Origin of the sequence: Acinetobacter courvalinii (assembly GCF_014635545.1) — a bacterium.
Taxonomy (GTDB): Bacteria; Pseudomonadota; Gammaproteobacteria; order Pseudomonadales; family Moraxellaceae; genus Acinetobacter; species Acinetobacter courvalinii.
In genome coordinates this window covers 1865197-1878887 of the sequence record NZ_BMDA01000001.1, presented here as the reverse complement: position 1 = coordinate 1878887, position 13691 = coordinate 1865197, and the positions used below count along the sequence as shown (strand labels likewise).

The 13691-nt window shown below is 40.6% G+C and carries 13 protein-coding genes and 1 pseudogene; 9 read left to right on the top strand and 5 right to left on the bottom strand.

Features of this window, described 5'->3' with window-relative positions; genetic code table 11:
• Window positions 1-278: 278 nt before the first annotated feature.
• Window positions 279-1370, bottom strand: a complete 1092-nt coding sequence (locus IEV39_RS08575) for an AraC family transcriptional regulator (RefSeq protein WP_005284440.1) — start codon at window positions 1368-1370, stop codon at window positions 279-281.
• A 62-nt stretch (window positions 1371-1432) separates the two neighbouring features.
• Here IEV39_RS08575 and IEV39_RS08570 point away from each other — a divergent pair, with 62 nt between their 5' ends.
• The 3 genes from IEV39_RS08570 (at window position 1433) to IEV39_RS08560 (ending at window position 5977) form a co-directional block, all read left to right on the top strand.
• On the top strand, window positions 1433-3181 hold the full coding sequence (locus IEV39_RS08570; RefSeq protein ID WP_005284444.1) for a neutral/alkaline non-lysosomal ceramidase N-terminal domain-containing protein: 1749 nt from the start codon (window positions 1433-1435) through the stop codon (window positions 3179-3181).
• Window positions 3178-4464, top strand: coding sequence for a D-arabinono-1,4-lactone oxidase (locus tag IEV39_RS08565; protein WP_005284448.1), 1287 nt, complete (start codon window positions 3178-3180; stop codon window positions 4462-4464). The genes IEV39_RS08570 and IEV39_RS08565 overlap by 4 nt, the downstream gene beginning before the upstream one ends.
• A gap of 349 nt (window positions 4465-4813) precedes the next feature.
• On the top strand, window positions 4814-5977 hold the full coding sequence (locus IEV39_RS08560; protein ID WP_005284451.1) for an alanine racemase: 1164 nt from the start codon (window positions 4814-4816) through the stop codon (window positions 5975-5977).
• A gap of 63 nt (window positions 5978-6040) precedes the next feature.
• Here the strand turns inward: IEV39_RS08560 and IEV39_RS08555 are convergent, their stop codons facing one another.
• The 3 genes from IEV39_RS08555 to IEV39_RS08545 form a co-directional block, all read right to left on the bottom strand.
• Window positions 6041-6409: a hypothetical protein gene (locus IEV39_RS08555; protein WP_005284453.1), complete on the bottom strand. Its 369-nt coding sequence runs from the start codon at window positions 6407-6409 to the stop codon at window positions 6041-6043.
• A gap of 145 nt (window positions 6410-6554) precedes the next feature.
• Window positions 6555-7796, bottom strand: coding sequence for an OmpP1/FadL family transporter (locus IEV39_RS08550; protein ID WP_005284455.1), 1242 nt, complete (start codon window positions 7794-7796; stop codon window positions 6555-6557).
• Between the two features lie 262 nt (window positions 7797-8058).
• A complete protein-coding gene (locus tag IEV39_RS08545) occupies window positions 8059-8499 on the bottom strand; it encodes a universal stress protein (protein ID WP_005284457.1) in 441 nt (146 codons plus the stop codon).
• Between the two features lie 248 nt (window positions 8500-8747).
• Here IEV39_RS08545 and IEV39_RS08540 point away from each other — a divergent pair, with 248 nt between their 5' ends.
• The gene (locus IEV39_RS08540) at window positions 8748-9038 is read left to right on the top strand and encodes a hypothetical protein (RefSeq protein ID WP_005284460.1); all 291 of its coding nucleotides are present in this window, start codon (window positions 8748-8750) and stop codon (window positions 9036-9038) included.
• Window positions 9039-9146: 108 nt separating this feature from the next.
• Entirely contained in the window at window positions 9147-9638 is a 492-nt protein-coding gene (locus IEV39_RS08535) for a DUF2505 domain-containing protein (RefSeq protein ID WP_005229336.1), read from the top strand.
• Window positions 9639-9686: 48 nt separating this feature from the next.
• On the opposite strand, the gene IEV39_RS08530 is transcribed toward IEV39_RS08535, so the two are convergent.
• Window positions 9687-9890, bottom strand: a complete 204-nt coding sequence (locus tag IEV39_RS08530; RefSeq protein WP_005284463.1) for a hypothetical protein — start codon at window positions 9888-9890, stop codon at window positions 9687-9689.
• Window positions 9891-10022: 132 nt separating this feature from the next.
• On the opposite strand from IEV39_RS08530, the gene def reads away from it, so the two are divergent.
• The 4 genes and pseudogenes from def to IEV39_RS08510 all read left to right on the top strand — a co-directional run bounded on the left by def (window position 10023) and on the right by IEV39_RS08510 (window position 13669).
• Window positions 10023-10508, top strand: coding sequence for a peptide deformylase (def, locus tag IEV39_RS08525; RefSeq protein ID WP_005284465.1), 486 nt, complete (start codon window positions 10023-10025; stop codon window positions 10506-10508).
• A 144-nt stretch (window positions 10509-10652) separates the two neighbouring features.
• Window positions 10653-11930, top strand: coding sequence for a glutaminase (locus IEV39_RS08520; RefSeq protein WP_005284468.1), 1278 nt, complete (start codon window positions 10653-10655; stop codon window positions 11928-11930).
• A 99-nt stretch (window positions 11931-12029) separates the two neighbouring features.
• Window positions 12030-12143 (top strand): annotated as a pseudogene (locus IEV39_RS08515) (DUF559 domain-containing protein); the annotation flags it as partial.
• 185 nt (window positions 12144-12328) lie between these two features.
• On the top strand, window positions 12329-13669 hold the full coding sequence (locus tag IEV39_RS08510) for a hypothetical protein (protein ID WP_005284471.1): 1341 nt from the start codon (window positions 12329-12331) through the stop codon (window positions 13667-13669).
• Window positions 13670-13691 lie beyond the last annotated feature (22 nt).

Genomic DNA, 13691 nt, shown 5'->3' with positions numbered 1-13691 from the left:
TTAATTTTTTGCTTCGGTGGAATCTTACAGAGATCTCATCTTATTTTTGGATAAGCCTTCAGCTGGAGTTACTTTTGTTTCGGCAAAAGTAACCAAAACCATTGTCATCCACAAAACCTGTTTACTTCCATCATCTCTTTAAATTAATCGCAGAAATGGCATTTGATTAATCTCACGCAGGTTGTGGATGACCTGTAGCACCAGTGATTCCTGAGAAAAGTTCTATATAAAATGGTAGATAGCACCCATTAATCCAAAATTTTCAAAGTATTATTTAATTAGAAATGAGCCTCTTGTTTATAGATTGAAGGCGCTTGTCCGGTCCAGCGTTTAAAGGCACGTCGGAATTCACGTAATTCGCTAAAACCCAGTTGCAGGCTAATCTCACTCATTGACAGGTTCTGTTCAATCAGTTGCTTGGCCTTGCGTTCCAGTACATTCTGTCGGATTTGTTGAAAACTCAAGCCCTCTGCTAATAATTGCCGTCTTAAATGGCGTTCGCTGATCCGTAAATGTTCAGCAGCGTGTTGCATCTCAAAACGCTCAGGTAAATGCTGTTCAATCAAATGATCGAGTAAATGCACATAGCCGACCTGATTGAGCCGGTCGATTTCTTTTAGGGCCTGTTCACAGATCTGGATGGCAGTTGCGTAGTTAGCGGGACTGTAATTTTTTAAGCTGCGTTGCAACAGGCGGTGACTAAAACGCATGACATTTTTATCACGGTTAAACTGGATGGGGCAGCCAAACAGATCGTGATATTGTTGTTGATAGTCGCTTGGGAAATAGCTGAGCTCAAGACTGATGACATCCTCATGATCGCCCAGCATCGCGTTTAAACAGGTAATGATGCTGCTGAATAATTCATCATAGAAAAAGGCTTTGAGTGCATTGCAGGGATAGGGTTCAGTGACTTCCAGCTCACACAGATCAGCATGGATGGAAAAGTTAATATTTAATACACTGCCAGAAATCCGATGGTAGCGCAGCGCAATGTCCAAAGCATCTGCCACGGTTTTACACGATTGCATGGCAAAGCCCAAAATTCCCATCGAAATCAGACCTTCACTACTGCCAAGTTTTAAACCGAGGTCGGGTTGCTGATAGGCTGCAATGGCTTGCCGAATAACATCACAAAGCTGGCTGAAACGAACCACCCCTTGGGTTTGCCGTATTTGTGCAATGTCTAAACCTGAATCTTGAAACCATGCGGCATAATCCCACTGTTGCTGCTCTGCATAATGGATCAGGCTCGCCAGAATGGTGGGTGGAATAAATTGCTGTTGATCATTTTTATCGCTGATACATATAGGCATAAGTCCGTTTTGCCCCCCACAGAAAAGTGTCTTTAACCCTGTTGGGTATCGCATAATTTTGATTAACTTTCAACATGCTTTAAGACAGTTAGAAAAAGAATTGAAAGGAAGTCGTAATGTATCAGGTGGGTTGGGACAAGCAGAAAATCAAAATCAAAGCCAAAGGCTATGCCATGTTTGGTTATGGACAATGGTCACATCGGGCCTATGAGCAGCGCACAGCTTTATTTGCACGTAGCGTGAGTATTGTCGATCAACAACGTAACCGATTAGTCATCTGTTGTTTGGACGTAGGTTGTATTACCCATGCCATACGCAGCCAAACTGTAGCGCAACTTACACAAATTCTAGATTCGAAATTTGATGAAAATCAACTGCTTCTCATGGCCACCCATACCCATTCTGGGCCTGGCGGTTGTGGCTATGAAGCTTTGTATAATATGCCGACCCCTGGATTTGTGCCTGAACATTTAAAGGTGATTGTTGAGGCAATTGTACAGAGTATTCAAAATGCAATTGCATCTGAACAAGATACCGAGATTTTTTTAGCGACTCAGCTTTTCCCGGAACAGACACCTGTCGCATGGAATCGTTCAATCAAAGCCTATAATCGTAATCCAGAAGTTCAGTCACGTACCGAAGCTGAAACGCATTTGGCCTTGAATCGTGAAATGCAGTTGATTGGTTTCTATCGGGAACAAAAACTACAGTCCTTTATTTCCTTATTTGGAGTTCATGCAACCTGTTTGGGAAATTCTTTAAAGGCCTATGATGGCGATAATAAAGGTTATGCAGCCGCATTTTCCGAGCAGGCTTTAACTGAGCAAGGGATTCAAAATCCAGTGACGATTTTTGCTCAGGCAACTGCAGGGGATGTATCACCGCATTTTCATGGCAAAGACCAACTCAAGATTCGCAAAAAGATCAAAGGCGAGCAGGAATATCAGTACGCGCAACAAAATGGTCGTTATCAAAGTGAACTGGCTTTGACGGCCTTACAACAGCAGATGCCTAAAGATCTGAAAAATGTTGAAGGCAAGATTGATGCTGTCTTGTCCTATGTCGATCTGAGTAATATTGAAATTCCAGAGGCGTTCGCAGCGGGGCAAAAGCATGCCAAGACCAGTCAGCCTTGTCATGGCACCGCATTTTTTGCAGGCACACCTGTCGATGGTTTAGGGGCGCCCAAACCCTTAATTATGGGGATACAATTTTTAGCCGATCAATTTCGCAAACAGAAAACCAGGCATTCCAATGCAGCTGATTTTGTAGCGTATCAGCAACTGTATGCCTCTCAAGGGCCGAAACAGATTGTACTGGAAGCGGGTGCCAAAAAGATTTTAGGTCAACCGATTGGTTTTCCGCCCGGTATTCTTGATCCGTTGATAGCAGAAATGAATCGACAAGTGAAAGTTGGGGCGATTCAGCACAGTCCCTTAGTTCCAAGTGTAGTTCCATTACAGATCGTGCGATTAGGTCAATTGGCTTTGATTTGTTGTCCAGGAGAATTTACCACCATCGCAGGACAGCGTGTGGTTGATACCGTTAAACAGACGCTTGCCGCACAGGCTTCAATTGAAAGTGTCTGGTTAGCATCCTACTGCAATGATTATATGGGTTATGTCACCACCTATGAAGAATACCAGGTGCAAGCCTATGAAGGGGGACACACCTTATTTGGTCAATGGACACTGGCTGCCTGTCAGAGCAAATTCAAAGCATTAGCAGAACAATTAGGATTAGAAAAAAACAAACGTCATTACGATGAAATGACAAGACCACAACCGATTCCAGCACAGGAACTCGCAAAACGCAGTAATCATGGCAATGTAAAAACTGCCGTTAGCCAAGGAGAGGCAGTATGAGTAATCTAAAACAAGGCATCTGGTCAAACTGGTCTGGTTTTCAACAATCCAAACCGCAACAGGTTTTACACCCTGCCAATATTCAAGAACTACAGAGCATCGTTGCTCAGCAACAAAAAATACGGGTAGTCGGTGCAGGACATTCTTTTACGCCGTTGGTGTGTACCGATGCCACCTTGTTGTCTTTGGATCATATTGCAGGTATTGCATCGACGGATCATGACCGATGCCAGAGTAGTATTTATGCGGGGACCCGTTTATATGATCTAGATCAGCACCTACAGCAGCAATCGATTAATCAGGCCTTGATGAATCAGGGTGATATTGATCAGCAAAGTCTTGCGGGAGCGGTCTCTACGGGTACACATGGGACAGGTGCAGATTTACATTGTATTTCGGCCTATGTGGAGGCTTTTGAGTTATTGACTGCTTCTGGTGAAATCCTGCAATGCAGTCGCACAGAGCATCCTGAAATCTTTGCCGCAGGACGGGTTTCTTTGGGTAGCTTGGGTATCTTGACCCAAATCACCATGCAGAACCGTCCTCGCTATAAACTCAAAGAACATATCGAACTTTGTCCTGTTGAAGACATGATGCAGCATATTCAGCAATGGAAGCAGCAGCATCGACATATCGAATGTTTTGTGTTTTCCCATGAAAAGCAGTTGATGCTAAAAACTTTGGATGAGACCGATGAAGCGGTTTTGCCGCGTAGGGAAAATTTCCCGTCTGACGATACGCTGCTGACCCTTTGTTCCGAGTTAACCAGAAGCTTTCCTGCACTGAATCCGTATTTACAGAAGCTATTAGGTATTTTTGTTAAACCGACCACCTATGTGGATTGGTCGAGTAAAATCTTTCCGACACCGCGTAATACCAAGTTCAATGAAATGGAGTATCAGATTCCTGTAGATCGTGGAGTTGAATGTCTGGATGAAATACTGCATGCCTTAAGAAAATATAAAGTGGCCACCTTTTTTCCACTCGAATTTCGCTTTGTGAAGGGGGATGATATCTGGCTCAGTCCGTTTTATCAGCAAGATTCCATTTCAATTTCTGTGCATCAATATCACAAACAAGACCCGAAGTTGATTTTTGAGGTGGTTGAGCCAATCTTGCAAAAATATCAGGGTCGTCCGCACTGGGGGAAAATGCATACCCTGACAACGACTCAATTACGGACTTTATATCCAAAGTGGGATGATTTTATGGCGTTGCGTCAGCAGCTTGATCCGGAAGCCAAGTTTTTAAACCCCTATCTGGAAAAGCTGTTTTTAGGTTAGTTCTAACTTGGATTGGACTTAAATGTTTATTGAAAAATAATTAACTTTACGGAGTCTTACCGAGTTTTTATCTATTTTAGGATAAGCCACTTCGTCTTGCGCTTCACTAAAGCTTTAGTCGCTTTGGCTTGCTCAGGCTCGCCTTACTTTGGTTTCGTCCAGAGAAGCGTTTGAAGCTTTGTAAGAGCAAAGGCATTGTCATCTACATGAGGAGCGACTAGCTCTGAAGGTAGTTCAGCTTTATTTCGCTTGGCCAAAGCTTTAGCCGCTTTGGCTTGCTCAGGTTGTAGATGACTTTTTCGCGTATCAAATTGTATGTAAATTTTTTTGGATTGAAAAAGGTATAGCCATGTTGGATCATTATTTTAAACAACTCAATCTGGACCTGAAAAAACAGGGGATTGCAACTCCACAACTGATTGTCGATGAAGCCGCGTTAAAACAAAATATCCAGCATGTTCAGATTCGCCTTGCTCACGCCACACATTTAAAAGCACGCCTGGTGGTGAAGTCATTAGCCAGTCTGGATTTACTCAAGTTGTTATCTGCCCAGATCAACACCCAGCGTTTTATGGTATTTCATCAACCGCATATTATTTCGATATTAGAAAATTTTGCCGAAGCCGATATTTTGTTGGGCAAACCGATGCCGGCTCAAGCGGTACGCCATTTTTTTGAACAACATGCAGCATGGTCGGATGCCAATATTCAGTGGCTGGTGGACACCCAGCAACGTGTGCAGCAATATCTTGAGATTGCCCAGACCTATTCGCGCTGTCTAAAGCTGAATATCGAGATTGATGTCGGTTTACATCGTGGCGGGGTTCAGTCGACCCAACAACTGATCGAAATATTAAAGCTGATTGAGCGAAATCCACAGTATTTAAAACTTTCTGGCTTGATGGGCTATGATGCGCATGTCACCAAAATCCCTGCCATCATTAAAAAACCTGAACTGGCTTATCACGGCTCCCAACAGACTTATGCGCATTATCAGCAGCTGATTCAAAAACAGTTCCCAACCTTGTGGAATGAGGCGTTGTGTTTTAATGGCGGTGGCAGTCCAACCTTTAGCTTGCATACCACGGCAAGTGTCTGCAATGACTTGTCTTTTGGTTCAATGTTGTTAAAACCGAGTGATTTTGATAGTGATTTTTTACAGGCATTGCAACCTGCATTATGGATCGCTGCACCTGTGCTCAAGGTATTGCCATTTACCCAATTGCCTTCGATGTCGTTACTGGATAAATTGCCGCATAAATGCAAGGCGCTGTTTATTTATGGCGGCTACTGGCTGGCTGATTATGTTTATCCTGATCAGTGTCATACCCATGCCTTGTATGGGCGCAGCAGTAATCAGGAGCTGGTCAATGTACCGAAGAATTGTGATATTCAGGTCGATGATTTTGTGTTTTTAAGACCCACACAGAGTGAGGCAATTATTCCTCAATTTTCCGAGTTAAAACTGTATCGCACACATGCTTTTGAGACATGGCAAACTTTTAGTGAGTGACGATGAGTCATCAAGCTTTGCTCATCAATATTCGAGCTAAAAACTTGCCGTGTATCTGGAGCTTTAAAACAAATCGGCCAAATGACAGCTTTTTGCTTCAGTCAGGTTTTCAATGGAATCGACCAATAGAATATTGATATCTTTTTCACTTTTATAGGCCGCGATCACTTCTGCATAAATCGGCTGTTTTAGTTTGGTGGCGTTGGAGAGAAAACCTGATACCGCCTTTTGCTTAGACCAGTCGGCATCTTTTAACACATATTCATTTTGCGCAATATCGCATCGCGTTAAAATGGCCTTGTTATTCTGAATAGTTAAGGTACCTATAAAAATATCCATGCTCTCTTTGGGATCAGGCGAATTGGCAATAGTCGTGAAAGGAAAAACTAAGCCAGATATAAATAGTGCAAAGACAACAGCGATTTTTTTCATTGGATTTTCCTGAAGATGACATTCATTATTAAAGTAATACTTTGAGATTTTAATCTCAGAGGTGGATTGAATGCCAGAAAATAGCCAAGTAGGCGCAGGAATTAAATCGGATCATGCGCCTACTTGGCTGGATAAGACTGAATGACTAAAAGCGATAACCCATCTTCAAACCATAGCCAATGGCGCTGTTATCTTTAAAATCGGCTTGTTCAGCAACCGGTTTGATCCCTGGTACAGGAATGTAATAGGTACCGTCTTCGGCCACCACATCGCCTAACCAGAAGTATTTAACGCCTGCGGCAATAAAGTAGTTCGGGGCAGGATTAAACTGGGCACCTAGACCAATCCCCCAAGAGCCCTTGGTGGGGTTCAAGGTGGAGGCTGGGTCGCCTGTACCCGAGTCCCAACTGACTTCTGTGGAGGCACTCCATTTTTCAGTAAATTGATGTCCGAGTCCGAGATTGACCGTCCATTGATCTTTTTGGTAGCTATCCAGATCAAAACCACCGCTATAGCTGCCTTCGCTGATCAAGTCAGTCAGGTATTCGGTGACTGCGCCAAACTGGGTCGGGCGGATGTGAAAATCTTTCCAGTTGACCCAACGTAGATTGCTATAGAGTAGTGTGTCTTTATACACACCCGTCTGAAAATCAATATTCACGGATTGTGGCGTACTAATTTTAGTCTTGCCCGGTGTGGTGACTTCCAGAGGTTCACCAAACATGGTCTCAGTTACCTGCATATCGTGGTCGATCTTGGAGCGATAGGTCACTGCGACTTTTAAGGCAATATCCGGGATCTGATAACTCAGGCCTGCCAGCCAACCGACTGCATGATCCTGTTTAAATTTGGCATCATAGCCATTAAAGGCTTCACTGTATGAATTACCACGTAGTGCGACATCCCCTTTGACCGATTGATAGACCGCACCGCCATAAAGTTGAAAATTACTAAAAGGACTGACACCCAAAATCATGCTAATGCTTTCAGTATCAACATTGACCAATGTGCCTTGATGGGTAAATTCATTGTCCGAGAAGGTATTATTGGACTGCATCGGATAAGTAATGTCCGCACCAAAAGGCTGGTCATAGAGCAAGCCAAAGCTGATCCGGTCGGTCAGTTGCAGCTTGAGCGCAGCAGCATAATATTGAAAGCTGTTGCCCATATTGCCTGAGTTCAGGTTCTGCGGATCATTGACCAGTTCAGGACGATTACGGATTTTTCCTGAAATATCAGGATCGACCGCTGTGGCACCAACCTCGACATAATTGCCATTTTCCAGAAAGGGTAAAATAGATTGGCCGGATTGATCCAGTGCCGCAGCATGATTGAGGGTGGCGGCAAATAGGCTACAGATGCCGATTAAAATTGGATTGCGTTTCATAGTGATCATCCTTGGAAAACCGTGTCTTATTTTTAGCGCTGATATTTTTATTAACGGTCATTTTTTCTATTAGCAGTAAATTGATTTCACTCAATATTTTTAAATAGAAAAGCAATGTCCATGCTTGTAGTGAAGCATCTTTTCAAAAGCGGGAATAGGGTTGTAAATGTTCAGGATGGGGGGCTAAGCGGTCAATTCTTTTTATTCTGATAAGAAAAAAACCTTGTGATCGGGCACAAGGTTTATGAAGCATATTGGGGGATTATTGCTTGACGATGAGTACAGGAATATGTGATTCAGTTAAAACTGCCCGGGCCACACTACCCAGCAATAAACGTTTGACGCCTGTACGTCCATGTGAGCCCATCACAATCAGGTCGGCACCGACTTCGTCGGCAACAAAAATAATGCCTTCACTGGCGGAACCATGGTGGATTTTGGTCTCGACCTGAATACCGTCGCGCACAAAGGACTGGGCAATATCCTGCAACTGGGTTTTGGCGTGTGCTTCAGCCTGCATAAAATAATCGGTTACTGCAGGGGCCAACTGGTAAAAATCAACGCCAACAAAAGGGTCAACCACAACCACACTCAGAACGGTCACTTTTGCTCCGGATAGTTTGGCTAAAGATAGTGCATGTTGAACCGCTGCATAAGAAATTGGAGAATCGTCGACCGGGACTAATATATTTTGATAGGACATCTTATAGTGCTCCTTTATGGTTATAAAAAATGATAAAGCATAAGATGTTGATAACATATTGAGCTGGCGCGAGCAAATCAGCGCAGACTGAATCTGTATGATAAAACTGAAAATAATCTAGAAAAACAGCAGAATCCCCCGCAAAATAGAGCGATAAGAAAATCACTGTATTTTTGTAAGTCAGCTTAAGATGAACCTGAGTGCCAGCGACAACCTTTCAACTGTATTTGAATGTATAAGGAACTTTTGTGTTATTGAGTCTAGAGGCATTTAAGCAACAAAAATTTGACCAGATGGCTGCGAAAATCATGGCTGATCCAGACGTGTACCTGGATTTTGATTCGGTTTCAGATTTTTATAAAGCGGCATGGTTAAATGAGTTTCCACAAGGCACCACATGGTCAGCCACGGGACTGGATGACGGGGCTGAACAATTTTATGCAGTGATCGAATATGGGGATCATTATTTGTATATCAGCCGAATGGAACGTGTTACGGTCAAATTAGGCATACGTCATCATTACAATAAAAATAACTAATCCGAGCAGTCATCTATTTTTAACGGCTCAGACTTTGAGATATCGCCTTGAATGTTATACTTTTGCGCAATGATGAAATCCTAATAAAACAAAATGGACATTTAAAAAATGGCACATCAATTTACGGTGAATGAAACAATTCATGGTGTTTCAATTGAGGACTTTTCTAGACTGGTGGCAGATACGTCATTGCATGAAGCAGTGTGTAAACGTATTCCTGGGGAAAACCTGGAAATTATTGAATCGGCGGTAAATGGCGATATTTATACCTTGCGCCGTGAATATAATCTGGATGTGAATATTCCAGATGTGGCAAAAAAATTATTAAAAAATGCATTCCGTTTAAAACGTGCTGATGTGACCCATTTAAAGAACTTAACTTCTACGGTTGAACTAGGCGCAAACCTGCCTTTGGAAGCCAAAGGTGAGCGTAGTGTGACTGGCGACAGTGAAAAAGTGAATATCTCTTTAACATGGACGGTTAAAGTCAAAGTGCCGTTGATTGGTGGCATGTTAGAGAAGCATGCAGAGGGTGAAATCCGTAAATTCAGCAATCTTGAAATCGAGATTGTTGCTGATGAATTAAAGAAACATCTTTAATTTTTTTTCAATGAATAGAAGACTCTCCAATTGGGGAGTTTTTTGTTTTTAGAAGCGCAGGAAATAGGGAATAACCGAAAGGAGGATCCCCATGATGCTGATCAGCGCGGTACTTTCAATCATGTAGGTGAAGAACATCAGAACCAGACCACAGACCAAAGGCACAGTCATCTTCTGTTTTTTGCCATACAAAAAATAGCCTAAGCCAATCGAGCTAAAGAGCACACCTAAAAACAGTTGCGTTGCATTCATTGGGATTTGCCCGTGTTATTTTTTTCGCAAATATATTATGACAAGATTCTTAAATGAAAATTATGGTAACTCGATAAAATATCCAATACGATAATATCCACTATTTGGTCAAAACAATTATAAGGGCGTGGGATGAGCGTAATTCTACCTGTAGCACAACGTGGTGAAGAGATTTTAAAAATTAAAGCGGCGGCAGTCGCGAACGGGGAATTCAATAGTGAATGGTTATTGCAACTGGCATCTGCCATGCATGCGACCATGCTGGAACGCAATGGTGTCGGTATTGCAGCACCTCAAGTCTATATTTCTAAAAGATTAATTATTGTGGCCTCACGCCCTAATCCGCGTTATCCCGATGCACCTGAAATGGATGCGGTGGTGATGGTCAATCCCGAAATTTTAGCGTTTTCTGAAACTACCTGTTTCGGGGAAGAAGGCTGTCTAAGCGTGCCGAATGAACGGGGGCAGGTGGAACGGGCACAAGCGATCAAAGTCCGTTATTACACCTTACAGGGTGAAGTGATTGAAACCGCGTTTGAAGGTTTTCCTGCCCGCATAGTTCAGCATGAAGTAGATCATCTGGATGGCATTTTATTTGTTGAAAGAATAAATGAGTAGCTATAACCGTTAGCAAGCGGATTGTGGTTGCAGCAATGCCGCCAGAGCTAAAATCATTACAAAAGCTATAATTTCAATATTATCAGTGTTCTGTATTATAAATTTTCACAAGATTAAAATTCGACTGTTGTAAGGCGACTGAACATGAAAACTCCGCTTCCTGATTATTTGGCTCATGTGATTGAAGCCTGCGATACAGATAACAGCGGTCATCTCGCCGATTATATTCCTGAACTGGCCAATGCCAATCCAGATCGATTAGCGCTGGCATTATCGACTGGCGATGGTGAAATCTACTCCGTAGGAGACGATGAGATTGAGTTCACCATTCAATCGATGTCTAAACCATTTACCTATGCCTATGTGTTGCAACAGTTGGGTATTGATGCCGTATTAGAAAAAGTCGGTGTTGAACCTTCAGGTGAAGCCTTCAATGAAATTTCATTGGGAAAAGATCGCCGTCCCAAGAATCCGATGATTAATTCGGGTGCTATCACCACACACTCCTTGATTCCAGGCAAAGACGACTTGTCAGGTGCAGAGATTCTGCGTCAGTTCATGAGTGAGCTGGCTGGTCGTGAGCTACAATTTGATGATGCGGTATATGAATCAGAAGTAAAAACCGCTTATCGCAATCTCTCGATCGGTTATATGTTGCGAACCGTGGGGATTTTGGAGTCCGATCCTGTTGATATTGTGAATGGCTATATCCGTCAATGCGCGATCTTGGTGACGGTCAAAGATCTGGTACGCATGGGTAGTGTTTTTGCCAATGGTGGGGTTGATCCTAAAACTGGAAAGCGTTTATTGAATCGTGCTGTGGTACGCCAAGTTCTGAGCGTGATGATGAGCTGCGGTATGTACGATGCAGCGGGGGATTGGCTGACGACGGTTGGCATTCCTGCTAAAAGTGGTGTCGCAGGTGGAATCTTAGGCGTGTTACCCGGTCAGGTCAGCATAGCGGCTTTTTCTCCTCGACTCGATGAACATGGCAATAGTGTACGTGGCATCGATATCATGGAAAGACTCTCACGTGATATGGGCTTGCATTTGATGGAAGGCACACCTTCCGCACAAACCATTGTGCAGAGTCATTATCGGACTGGAAAAGATGCGTCTTTAAGTGTCTACGTACTGCGTGGTGTATTGAAATTTACTGAAGCGGAAATGTTATTACGGACGTTGCAATGTGAGCCAGTCGATAACAGTAGCATCGTGATTGATTTATCCCAGATTTCCTTGATTCATGATGTCGGAAAACGCATGTTTCTGGAGGGGATTGATCGCTTGATTGATGATGGTCACAGCCTGTTGTTAGTTGATCCTGAACAGCGTCTGGATAACGCACGAACGCATAAAGATCGGGTGTTGCATGTTTATCAGAATCTTGAGGATTTGATTGAGAAGCATAAAGAGTTGTGAGAGTAGAGAGCCTATATTGAAATGATATAGGTTCTAAATAGCATTTATATATTGTGCTAGTTAGATCAGGTTGAGCGTCTGTTTTAAAAGTAGGTATTGATGAAGCCTTATAATAAAAACCTAAAGCAAGCATCTCGAAATTTAAGAATTAATATGACAGATACTGAGCAACTGCTATGGCAAAGAATCAGACGTAAACAGATTTTAGAATTAATGCTAAAAATTTTTTTAAATTAATAATTTTTTTATTGCAAAAAATGAATTTATAATTTATTATTATAAATAAGGGATAGCGCCTATACTTGAACGAGAGTAGAACAGCATTAATAAATAGTCAATTACACATCCATAAATTGGCTTAGTTTAAACTCGTTCCTAAGTATTTTAGGTGTTTTTTTATGACTAATTATAGTAATTTTATTCTTAAATTAGATATTTCTGAAATTAAAAGTTTAGCGGGATCTTTTAAGGTTCTATTTGATACTGCAGCATATTCACTTAATGAAAATATGTTGCCTTTTGAAGTTTTTGAATTTCCTAGTTATCAACAAATCATTGAAATATTAGCAAAGAAAATTGGCTATAACTCGTTTAATTCTCTAAAAAATGATGAAAGAAAATATTTTGTTTTAGATTTGGATAAGCTTGTTCCCGAGGATTTTATTAATATATCAAAAAATAAAATAATGTTTTATAGTTTTAGAAATGAATTATTCCCAAAAATTGTTTTAGAGTGTAAATACACACGAGAAATCCAAAGAGAAATTTTTAAAAATGTTTTGATTAAAGTTATTAATGAGATTAAAAGTTACTTTCCTAATAATTTTATTAATCTTAAATATATTTCATCTTTACAATTTGAGTCTGATCTAAAACTATTTTTTTCGGGTTTTTTTTGGTGTGAGAATTACCTTACAAGTAAGAAAGATAATTTTGAAAAAAAACCTTTATCTTTAATGGCTGTAATGTTAACAATTTTTTCAAATAAAAATAAAGCTGTTAAAGTATTAAATAACTTCAATCCTATTTTTAGGTTGCTATATGTTTGTGAAAAAGTAATTACATTTGATATAGATAAAATTTTTAAAATTAAATTGAATGAATTTGAAAAAAATAACTTAAAAATTTTTTTAGATACATTGTTTGTTGAATTTGATTATTTTAAGAATGAGTTTTTTAAAACAGAATTTGATCTTACTAGTTATATTGGTAATTGTGAATTTATTACTCTGGAAGAAAAAGTAAAAAACATAGAAAATGAGCTAAACTTTAAAAATGATGAAAGTAAATACTTTGCTTTAATTGATTTTTTTGTTTTAAATAATTTTAGCGAAATTAAGGAAAAAGTTTTATTCTTCAACGATGTGGAGGTTGGTGAAATTATTGATCTTAATAAACTAATAATGCACTATATAATTAAAACTAATTCAATCTATGATTTTGAGAATGAATTAATTCCCGAGTTTGATACAGATGAAGGTATGAGAAAACTCGTTCAACTGGCAATTGCTCAAATGAATTTAGAGTATTATTTTATATCGCTAGGTAGTGAAAAAAAATTAAAGCAATGGTTTTCTGTAAATGAAGAGAACTTTAAAGAAAATGAGGTTTGGGATTTTTGCAATGATTATTTAGATATCGAGCATTGGGAAGGTAATATAGAGTTAAAAAAAATATTACTTTCAACCGAACCAAATTATGAAAAATATATAACTATAATAAGAGAATCTTATAAATAGTTGAAAAAATCCCCTCAATCGA

Bases quoted from the DNA above. Each gene is read 5' to 3' on its own strand.
- IEV39_RS08565 (WP_005284448.1), top strand. From the start codon at position 3,178: ATGAGTAATCTAAAACAAGGCATCTGGTCAAACTGGTCTGGTTTTCAA.
- IEV39_RS08550 (WP_005284455.1), bottom strand. From the start codon at position 7,796: ATGAAACGCAATCCAATTTTAATCGGCATCTGTAGCCTATTTGCCGCC.
- IEV39_RS08545 (WP_005284457.1), bottom strand. From the start codon at position 8,499: ATGTCCTATCAAAATATATTAGTCCCGGTCGACGATTCTCCAATTTCT.
- IEV39_RS08560 (WP_005284451.1), top strand. From the start codon at position 4,814: ATGTTGGATCATTATTTTAAACAACTCAATCTGGACCTGAAAAAACAG.
- IEV39_RS08570 (WP_005284444.1), top strand. From the start codon at position 1,433: ATGTATCAGGTGGGTTGGGACAAGCAGAAAATCAAAATCAAAGCCAAA.
- IEV39_RS08520 (WP_005284468.1), top strand. From the start codon at position 10,653: ATGAAAACTCCGCTTCCTGATTATTTGGCTCATGTGATTGAAGCCTGC.
- IEV39_RS08535 (WP_005229336.1), top strand. From the start codon at position 9,147: ATGGCACATCAATTTACGGTGAATGAAACAATTCATGGTGTTTCAATT.
- IEV39_RS08555 (WP_005284453.1), bottom strand. From the start codon at position 6,409: ATGAAAAAAATCGCTGTTGTCTTTGCACTATTTATATCTGGCTTAGTT.
- def (WP_005284465.1), top strand. From the start codon at position 10,023: ATGAGCGTAATTCTACCTGTAGCACAACGTGGTGAAGAGATTTTAAAA.
- IEV39_RS08575 (WP_005284440.1), bottom strand. From the start codon at position 1,370: ATGCGATACCCAACAGGGTTAAAGACACTTTTCTGTGGGGGGCAAAAC.
- IEV39_RS08530 (WP_005284463.1), bottom strand. From the start codon at position 9,890: ATGAATGCAACGCAACTGTTTTTAGGTGTGCTCTTTAGCTCGATTGGC.
- IEV39_RS08510 (WP_005284471.1), top strand. From the start codon at position 12,329: ATGACTAATTATAGTAATTTTATTCTTAAATTAGATATTTCTGAAATT.